The 9,762-nt window shown below is 41.7% G+C and carries 8 protein-coding genes; 7 read left to right on the plus strand and 1 reads right to left on the minus strand.

The genetic code is table 11. The annotated features are described in order from the left end of the window. Positions 1 to 117 precede the first annotated feature (117 nt). On the plus strand, positions 118 to 1,626 hold the full coding sequence (locus DW152_RS12110) for an FGGY-family carbohydrate kinase (protein ID WP_021860188.1): 1,509 nt from the start codon (positions 118 to 120) through the stop codon (positions 1,624 to 1,626). A 37-nt stretch (positions 1,627 to 1,663) separates the two neighbouring features. After that, positions 1,664 to 2,752 (plus strand): alcohol dehydrogenase catalytic domain-containing protein, encoded by a 1,089-nt coding sequence (locus DW152_RS12115; protein ID WP_117538332.1) that lies wholly within the window; start codon positions 1,664 to 1,666, stop codon positions 2,750 to 2,752. A gap of 154 nt (positions 2,753 to 2,906) precedes the next feature. Here the strand turns inward: DW152_RS12115 and DW152_RS12120 are convergent, their stop codons facing one another. Continuing rightward, entirely contained in the window at positions 2,907 to 3,527 is a 621-nt protein-coding gene (locus tag DW152_RS12120) for a YesL family protein (protein ID WP_118288732.1), read from the minus strand. Positions 3,528 to 3,833: 306 nt separating this feature from the next. Between DW152_RS12120 and DW152_RS12125 the strand changes: the two genes are divergently transcribed. The 5 genes from DW152_RS12125 to DW152_RS12145 all read left to right on the plus strand — a co-directional run bounded on the left by DW152_RS12125 (position 3,834) and on the right by DW152_RS12145 (position 9,552). Further along, positions 3,834 to 5,258: an ABC transporter substrate-binding protein gene (locus tag DW152_RS12125; RefSeq protein WP_118288733.1), complete on the plus strand. Its 1,425-nt coding sequence runs from the start codon at positions 3,834 to 3,836 to the stop codon at positions 5,256 to 5,258. A 191-nt stretch (positions 5,259 to 5,449) separates the two neighbouring features. After that, a complete protein-coding gene (locus tag DW152_RS12130) occupies positions 5,450 to 6,385 on the plus strand; it encodes a carbohydrate ABC transporter permease (RefSeq protein ID WP_021860184.1) in 936 nt (311 codons plus the stop codon). A gap of 48 nt (positions 6,386 to 6,433) precedes the next feature. Further along, the gene (locus DW152_RS12135) at positions 6,434 to 7,258 is read left to right on the plus strand and encodes a carbohydrate ABC transporter permease (protein WP_021860183.1); all 825 of its coding nucleotides are present in this window, start codon (positions 6,434 to 6,436) and stop codon (positions 7,256 to 7,258) included. A 10-nt stretch (positions 7,259 to 7,268) separates the two neighbouring features. Next, entirely contained in the window at positions 7,269 to 8,426 is a 1,158-nt protein-coding gene (locus DW152_RS12140) for an ABC transporter ATP-binding protein (protein WP_118288734.1), read from the plus strand. A 4-nt stretch (positions 8,427 to 8,430) separates the two neighbouring features. Then, positions 8,431 to 9,552 carry an ABC transporter ATP-binding protein gene (locus tag DW152_RS12145; RefSeq protein ID WP_118288735.1) on the plus strand — a complete coding sequence of 374 codons (1,122 nt, stop codon included), beginning with the start codon at positions 8,431 to 8,433 and terminating at the stop codon, positions 9,550 to 9,552. Positions 9,553 to 9,762: the final 210 nt, after the last annotated feature.

Genomic DNA, 9,762 nt, shown 5'->3' on the forward strand with positions numbered 1-9,762 from the left:
AATATCGTCAGGTTCTTTTTTTGTATAAATGTGACAAAAGTCACGGAGGTGGAAAAATGTCATTGATATATCTGCACAAAGAATATATAATTGAAACAGGCAAAGGAGGACGTGAATATGGAACGGTATGTAATAGGACTCGATAATGGTGGTACATCGACCAAGGCTGCGATCTTTGATCTGACCGGAAAAGAGATTGCAACAGCCGGCAGATCAACGAAAGTGATCACACCAAAGTCAGGCTATACGGAAAGAGATATGGAAGAACTTTGGCTTGCAAACTGTGACTGCATCAAGCGTGCGATCAAGAAAGCGGGAATTAATGGCGAAGATATTCTGGGTATTGCAGTGTGCGGTCACGGCAAAGGCTTATATCCTTGGGGCAAAGACGGCAAACCGGCATATAACGGAATTATTTCCACAGACAGCCGTGCGTGGAAATATCCGGAGAAGTGGCATGAGAATGGTGTATATGAAGAGATCCATGACAGAACATGTCAGGAGATCATGGCATGCCAGCAGGTATCGTTACTTGCATGGTTTAAGGATCACCATAGAGATATTTACGATAATATCCAGTATGCATTTTCAGTAAAAGATTATGTAAGATTCAGACTGACTGGAGAGGCTTACAGTGAAGCAACGGATATTTCCGGATCAGGACTTATGAATGTCAGAGATGTCAGATTTGATAAAGATATTTTAGAGAAGATGGGAATCGGAGAAGTATATGATATGCTTCCGCCAATCCGTTATTCTTATGACCTGTGCGGTACGATTTCCAAAGAAGCATCTGAACTGACCGGACTTCCGGAAGGGACGGCAGTGGCAGGCGGTATGTTTGATATTGATGCCTGCGCAGTTGCGGTAGATGTTACATCACCGGACAGAATGTGTACGATCGCAGGTACATGGAGTATTAATGAATATATTGCAAAAGAGCCGGTTATGGATGGAACGATCGCCATGAACTCTCTGTTTGCAATGCCGGGATATTATCTCGTAGAAGAATGCAGTGCAACTTCATCCGGTAACCTGGAGTGGTATCTGGAGAACTGTATGGAGAATGAGAAGATTCCGGAAGGTGAAAATATCTACAGTGTAGTCAATGCAAAAGTAGCTTCCGTAAAACCGGAAGAATGTGATGTATATTTCCTTCCGTTCTTATATGGATCGAATGCACATCCACTTGGAAAGGGAGCATTTATCGGACTTACAACTTACCATAACAAAGCACATATGCTACGTGCGATTTATGAAGGTGTTGTATTTTCACATAAGACACATATTGAGAGGTTATTATTATCCAGAGAACGCCCGGAGGCAATTCGTATGGCGGGAGGTGCTGCAAATTCAGAAGTTTGGGTACAGATGTTTGCGGATATTTTAGGATTCCCGATTGAGACGGTAGATGCCAAAGAATTAGGTGCACTCGGTTGTGGTATGGCAGCAGCGATCGCAGCTGGTGTATACAAGGATTATGAGGATGCGGCAAAACATATGGTACACGTATCAGGAAGAGTAGAACCGAATCCGCAGATGCATGAGATTTATCAGAAAAAATATGAGAAATATCATGCAGTGAGCAAAGCTCTCGATACTGTCTGGGGACAGTTTGAAGTATAACAAGAAATATATTTTTTAAGAAAGAGGTGTTTGTATTATGGCAACAAAAGGAAGTACTCCAAAAACAATGAAAGCGCTGGTAGCATATTCAAAAGACGATTATCGTTTTGAACCGGAATATCCAACACCGGAATGTGGACCGGACGACATTATCATCAAGACAGAGGCTTGCGGAATCTGTGCAGGTGATTTAAAGTGCAGCCACGGTGCAGCAATGTTCTGGGGAGATGATGTACAGCCATCATGGGTTAAACCACCATTTATTCCGGGACATGAATTCTTCGGAAGAATCGTTGAGATGGGTGAGAACGTAGAAGGATATGAGCTTGGCGACAGAATCATCGCAGACCAGATTGTTCCTTGCGGAAAATGCCGTTTCTGTAAAGACGGACATTACTGGATGTGCCAGCCACACGACATGCTCGGATTCCAGTCATACAACAACGGTGGTATGGCAGAGTATGTAAGATATCCTAAGAACTGTGTATTAAGCCGTGTACCGGAAGATATGTCTATCGAGCAGGCACTTCTGGTAGAGCCTTATGGATGTTCCAAACATGCAGTTGACCGTGGAAGCATCACAAACGAAGACGTAGTAGTTATCTCCGGAGCAGGTACTCTCGGACTTGGCATGATCACATACGCAAGAATGAAGAATCCAAAACTCTTAATCGTTCTGGATATGCAGGATGGAAGATTGGAGAAAGCGAAAGAATTTGGCGCTGACCTTGTATTCAACCCAGGAAAATGCGACATTGACAAAGAAATCAAAGCTCTGACAGATGACTATGGATGCGACGTTTACATCGAAGCAACCGGACATCCTTCAAGCGTTATCCAGGGACTGACTGTAACACGTAAACTTGGACGTTTCGTAGAGTTCAGTGTATTTGGATCAGAGACAAAAGTTGATTGGTCTATCATCGGTGACCGTAAAGAACTGGATATCCTGGGATCACACTTAAGCCCGTATGCATATCCATTCGTAATCGAGAACATGATGAAAGGCAACTTAAAGACAGACGGTGTTGTATCCAGCATCTTCAAGATTGAAGAGTGGGAGAAAGCATTTGACTATGCATCAGGAAAATACGGCGACTTCAAAGTTGCATTCAAATTCGACTAATGCATCGTAGAAAATAAGATATCGTTTAGTTCCTTTCTAATAATAAGGACATTAAAAAATCTGTGTAAGCATAGCTTGCACAGATTTTTTGATGTCATAGTATCTGAAGAAATATGTCAGTGACAGTTCTTTGCGTGCAGTTACAATTCAGACTTTAACTTTCTTCGGCCTTAGGTCTGTATTTTTTAAATACCTTCTCAAAAAGCACCAGCGTACTGTAAACGATAAGAGCCGGTCCGAACAGTACTACGAGCATTCTGGTGAGCAGGAAGCGGATAAATAAAAATCCTGCGATTCCATAGAATACCACTGCGATCAGTGTGACAGGTGCGTACATAAAAGCGAAGATAAATGCATTGAAAAATAATTCCTGTAACTTTCCGGAGAAATTCACCATTGTCGGATAGATCCAGATCACTACTAATAATAATGTAAGGAAAGCCATGCCGGAGATGACCATCAGTACCGTATGATAAGGAATACGTGCTGTCTGGAACAGGTAGGATGCCATACCGAAGATGGCACTGAATACTGCGGTGATCAGCCAGATCACAGTTCCTTTTTTCCAATATGTACGGAAACCGGTTTTGTAATTCCCGAAAACATGACTGTCGCCGTTCATAAGCTTTGCTGCGCTGTAATGCATGGCAGCTGTCGAGGCACCGATGGTGACAACCGGGATACAGGCGATCAGCCAGATCAGATTTAAGAGTGTCAGGCGGCTTAGAAGAATTGCAAATTTCATAAAGCCACTGTCGTATTCAAATGCTTTCATGATGTATACCTCCAAAGTGTCCAATATGTTACTAATGATACACGAAAAGCGTATTTAAGGCAACTATAGTCATTTTTTTAGTAGATAAATAAAAATTTAACAAAAAAATCACCAAAAAAATGAAAAAATAGTGCAAAAACACCATGAATTTTTTGTGAAACATTACATATGTAAAACACCTGGACAAAAGTCAGCTTTGTGCTATAATAATATTAAACAATTTGTACAAAACGTTCAGGCAGGTAAACTGATACGTAAACAAAGTGTACAAAATTAAAATCCATAGAAAAGGGAGGAAAGAAAGGTATGAAAAAAAAGGTTATAAGCGCACTGTTATGTATGACAATGGTTGCTACAATGCTCGCTGGTTGTGGCGGACCAGGAAGTGATTCTTCTAAGAGTGACGCGCCGAAGAAAGGAAAAGCCGAAGATTTCGACTGGCAGAACTACAAGGGAACAACAATCAACGTAATGTTCAATGAGCACAACTACTCAAAAGCCGTTATCAAGAAGATTCCGGAATTTGAGAAGAAGACAGGAATTAAGGTTAAATATTCTTCTACACCAGAGTCTAACTACTTTGACAAGTTGAACACTTCTCTTAGCAGCCACTCAGGTGACACTGATGTTTACATGACAGGTGCTTATCAGGTTTGGGAGTATGCACCGGCTGGATACATGGAGCCATTGGATGACTACATTAACAACCCGGCTCTTACAGACAAAGATTACAACTATGATGATTTCATTCCAGGTGTTGTTGGGGCATTGAAATGGGATCTGACAGCTGGACACAAAGTTGGAAAAGGTTCTCAGTGGGCACTTCCAATGGGATGGGAATTAAACAACATTTCCTATAACAAGAAAGTATTAAAAGAAAAAGGAATCGCGGTTCCGAAGACAACAGATGACCTTCTGAAAGCTGCTAAAGCATTAAAGGGATTCAACGGATCCGGAACATATGGAATCGCAGTTCGTGGTACTCGTGAGTGGGCAACAATCCATCCTGGATATATGTCATTATTCGCAACATGGGGAGCTCAGGACTTTGCAATCGAAGATGGCAAGTTAGTATGTAAACTTGATTCTAAAGAAGCTATTGATATGACAGATTACTGGGTTAAACTCATCAAAGAAGGCGGATCTACTCAGTGGGCAAACGCTACATGGTATGAGTGTGGTAAAGACCTCGGAGCTAAGAAAGCAGCTATGATGTTTGATGCATCAAGTAACGCTTACTTCAACAACTACGAAGGCGCTTCTGCAGAATCCGGAAATATTGCATGGTCAACAGTTCCGCTTCCGAAAGGAAAGACAGATGCTGACGCTAAGACAAACCTCTGGATCTGGTCACTGGCTATGAACAAAGATTCTAAGAACAAAGAAGCAGCTTGGTACTTTATTCAGTACTTCACAAGCCCAGAGTACATGCTTTGGTCAGGAACTGAAGGAGCTTCTCCGGATACTCCTCGTACATCTGTTATGAACAGTGATGAGTACAAATCTATCGTTGGTAAAGCAGATAACTATCTCGAGTCTATCGCAGCTCTTGAGAAGAGCGCATCTATCTACTTCACACCACAGCCGTACTTCTTCGAGTGTACAACAAAATGGGCAGAGACTCTGCAGGACCTTGTAACAAGCAAAAAGTACAAATCTACAGAGCAGGCTATGAAACAGCTGAAGAAAGATCTTGATAAGATCGTAGCTGACATTCAGATCGATGAATAATATTGGGAACGTTTAGATTATTTGTGATCGACGATTAATTGAGAGATTAAAAATTGAAGTACGAAATGGACATAATCGTACATATTAAGGGTTAGAGTCGAGGAGGGGTTACCTGACCCTCCTCGATTTTACTTTTGAAATTGTGAGAACTCCGTACCGGATGTTAAATATTTTTGATTGGAGGAACTAGGATGAAAGAACAGAATAAGAACAGTGCCGCTGCGAGTGAGCTGAATGTGGTGCCTTTTAAAACAAAAGCACTTCCGTATATGATTGTGGCACCTGCTCTAATCATTACTATAGGTATTATGATTCCTTTCGTAATGGCAATTTACTATTCACTTACAAACTTCTCTTTCAGAATGCCAACATACAGTTTTGTAGGATTAAGAAACTGGACACAGATTCTGGCATCGAAAGAATTCTTAAAAGCAACATGGGTAACAATTAAATATGCATTCTTTAGTACAGCAATTGAGATGGGATTAGGAATGGGGGTAGCAATTATCCTCAACAACCTGAACAACAGATTTTCAAAGATTATGAGAGTTGCATTGATCTTCCCGCTGATGGTTGCACCTGTAACAGCTACAATCATCTGGCAGTTGATGCTGAACAACTCCGTTGGTATTATCGAAAAATTCTTGAACATCTTTGGTATTGTCGGATTCCCTTGGGCAGCAAGTCCGAAGACTGCACTTATGACAGCAGTTATGATCGATGTATGGGTTAACACATCATTCTGTATGTTACTTGTACTTGCAGGTCTGCAGTCACTGCCGAAGTCACCATTCGAATCTGCTAAGATCGATGGAGGAAGTACAATGTTTAACTTCCGTAACCTGACACTGCCAATGTTAAAACCAAGTTTATATATTGCACTCCTGTTCAGATTGATGGCAGCATTACAGGAATATGCCGTTATCTTCGCTCTGACAAAGGGAGGCCCTGGAGATACACTTATGAACCTGTCACTGACCGCTTATCAGACAGGATTCCAGTTCCAGAAATTCGGATATGCACTTCCGTACATCCTGGTATTGTGGGTATTCATTAATATCATTGCAAAACAGATCGTTAAGAGACAGAGAGCTGCACAGAAACAGGCAGCAGGTCTGGAAGAATAACAGGTTACTGGAAAACAAGATTATTTTCACATAGAAAGGATGTTAAGCATGAGTACAGCTTCAAAAAGATTAGGCCGTATAGTTCAGAATGGACTTTTAGCCATATATTCAATATTTGCTCTGTTTCCGCTGATCTGGATGCTGATCCTGACATTTAAGTCAGATGCGGAGATGTATACAACAACATTTGTATTTACACCAACACTTGCAAACTACAAGGAAGTATTACTTCACACAGATTATATGAAATATATGTTAGATAGTTTGATCGTATCCGGAGGAGCAGTTTTGATTTCCGTACTTGCAGGTGTACCGGCAGCATATGCCCTTGCAAGATACAACTTCAAGAAGAAAGAAGATATCGCATTCCAGATTCTTTCTTTCAAATTCGCACCTGAGATCCTGGTAGTATTACCACTGTTCATGATCTATCAGAGATTAGGAATCTATGATTCTTACTTTGGACTGATCTGGGTATACCAGTTAATCTCTATGCCGCTTCTGATCTGGGTAGTAAGAGGATACTTCGAAGATATTTCTGTTGAGATTGAGTATGCAGCCCAGGTAGACGGATATTCCTGGTATCAGATCTTCTTTAAGAACCTTGTACCACTTATCAAACCGGGTCTTGTATCCGCTGCGCTCCTTGCATTTATCTTCGCATGGAACAGTTTTACATTCCCGTTGATGCTTGGAGGTACAAACGTTCAGCCGATCACTGTAGCGATCACAAAGTTCCTTGGAACAGACAGTGCACACTATGGACAGCTTGCTGTAGCAGCAGCCGTATCCGCTCTGCCGGCAATCATTTTCGCACTGTGTATCCAGAAACATCTGGTTCGTGGTCTGAGTTTCGGTGCAGTAAAGGGATAGAGGTGAGAATATGTCAAGAATACAATTGGAAAATGTTACTAAAAAATTCGGAAAAGTTACAGCTCTTGATGGAGTAAGCCTGGATATCAAAGATAAAGAGTTCTTCGTATTGTTTGGACCTGCCGGTGCAGGAAAGACAACAATCCTGAACTGCATTGCCGGAATCCAGCTTCCGGAAGAGGGTGTGATCAAATTTGACGGAAAGGTTGAAAACCTGACTGATGCTGCACACAGAGATACAGCAATGGTATTTGAGAACTATGCATTGTATCCGCAGATGACAGTTTATGATAATATGGCATCTCCGCTTAGAAGCAAATTATACAAGAGAGATGAAGAATATATCAAAAAGAAAATTACAGAAGTTGCTGAGATGATGAAGATGGACTATCTGTTAGAGCGTCTTCCGAGTCAGTTGTCCAATGGACAGAAACAGCGTGTTGCCATGGGACGTGCACTTGTACGTTCTCCTAGAGTATATCTGATGGATGAGCCTTTGGCACATCTGGATGCAAAACTTCGTAACTCCATGCGTACTGAGCTAAAAGAGATCCAGGCAAACTTCGGAACAACATCTGTATACGTAACACATGACTTCATGGAAGCTATGTCACTTGGTGACAGAATTGCTATTATCAATGAGGGTAAAGTGGTTCAGGTTGGTACCGGAGATGAGATTTATTATATGCCATGTAACGAGTTCGTTGCAGAACTGATGGGTGATCCGGAGATCAATATCATCACCGGAGCAATCAAAAAAGCCGGCGATACATATAAGTTCACACTGGAAGCAAATGGAAAAGAATATGATCTTCCTCATGAGGATGATCTGTATGCAAAACTGGATGAACTTGGACTGGATCGTGTAGATATCGGTATGAGACCACAAAATCTTACTTATTCATTTGAGCCGAAGGAAGGCTATATGAAGTGTAGCGTTTACAGTTACGAAAGTATCGGTAACAAAGCCGTTATCGTAGCTGACGTAGAAGACGGACTGCAGCTTCGTATGATCGCACCGAACGGACTGACAGTTAAGATTGACCAGGATATATATGTAGATATGAAGTTAGATCATGCTATGTTCTTTGACGCAGAGACTCAGGAATATTTGACAAGATACAGAGAAGCGGCTGTGAAAGCGTTAGCAGCAGAACAGGAGGGATAAGAGTATGGCAGGATTAACTATCAAACATCTTTATAAACGTTATGACAATCAGGGTAAGAAGAAAAAAGGTGCAAAACCAAATGATTATGCGGTAAAAGATTTGAATCTTGTCGCTGAGCAGGGTGAATTTATCGCTTTCCTCGGACCTTCCGGATGTGGTAAGACAACAACGCTTCGTATGACAGCCGGTCTGGAGGACATCACAAAAGGAGAGATATACATCGGAGACACACTTGTAAATGATCTTCATCCGAAGGACAGACATATCGGTCTGGCGTTCGAAGATTATGCGATGTATCCGCCTCTTACCGTATATGATAATATTGCTTTCAACTTAAAAGCAAAAGGTGTAGACAAAGCAGAGATCGACAAACGTGTCCGTGAGATCGCACCACTCATGCAGTGTGATGACCTGCTTGACAAAATGCCGGTTAAATTATCCGGTGGACAGAAACAGCGTGTAAATATTGCTCGTGCAATTATCCGTCGTCCGGAACTGCTGCTCATGGATGAGCCACTTTCCCACTTGGATGGTAAAGCACGTCAGGCAATGCGTACAGAGATCAAACGTCTGATCAATGATATCAAATGTACAACGGTTTATGTAACACATGACCAGTTAGAGGCGATGTCGCTGGCAGATAAGATAGCGATCATCAACTTTGGTGTCCTTCAGCAGTATGGAACACCGGCAGAAGTATATGATGATCCGGTAAATGAATTCGTTGCATCCTTTATCGGTGAGCCTCCGATGAACATTATGGAGACAACGATTGTTGGAGACGGAGAGCACTTCTTCTTCACATTTGAAGACAGTAACCTGAAGATCCAGGTTCCGGAACGTTACTACAATGTAGTAAGCAATGGATTCAAATGTAAAATGGGTGTTCGTCCTATGGACGTTATGATCGGAGGAGAGCACTCCAAAGGAACACCGGAAGAGGTTGCAACATTTGAGAACCTCGGTGACGAGAGAAGAATTGGTATCCGTGTAGGAAAATCGCTTCTGATGATTATCACGGATGATGAGACAAGATATAAAGCCGGAGATATTATCAAACTGGAAGTTCGTGGAGAAAAAACACACTTGTTTGATATTGAGACCGGAGATCGTATCCGTGAATAGTTAGATAGTATAATGCCAGGGACAAGAGAAAAGAGTTTCGTAGCTTTTAGGACTTTTGTGCCTGGCGTTATGTATAAATAGCAAAGTATACAAAAAGACTGCGCAGGGCAGATCTTTTTGATATAAGTGTATGTTTCAAGTATAGGAGGGAAAAAATATGAGCAATTTACCAGAGAAAATGAAAGCAATCGTTGCGTATGCACCTGGAGA

Source organism: Dorea sp. AM13-35 (genome assembly GCF_003473885.1).
Taxonomy (GTDB): domain Bacteria; phylum Bacillota; class Clostridia; order Lachnospirales; family Lachnospiraceae; genus Dorea_D; species Dorea_D hominis.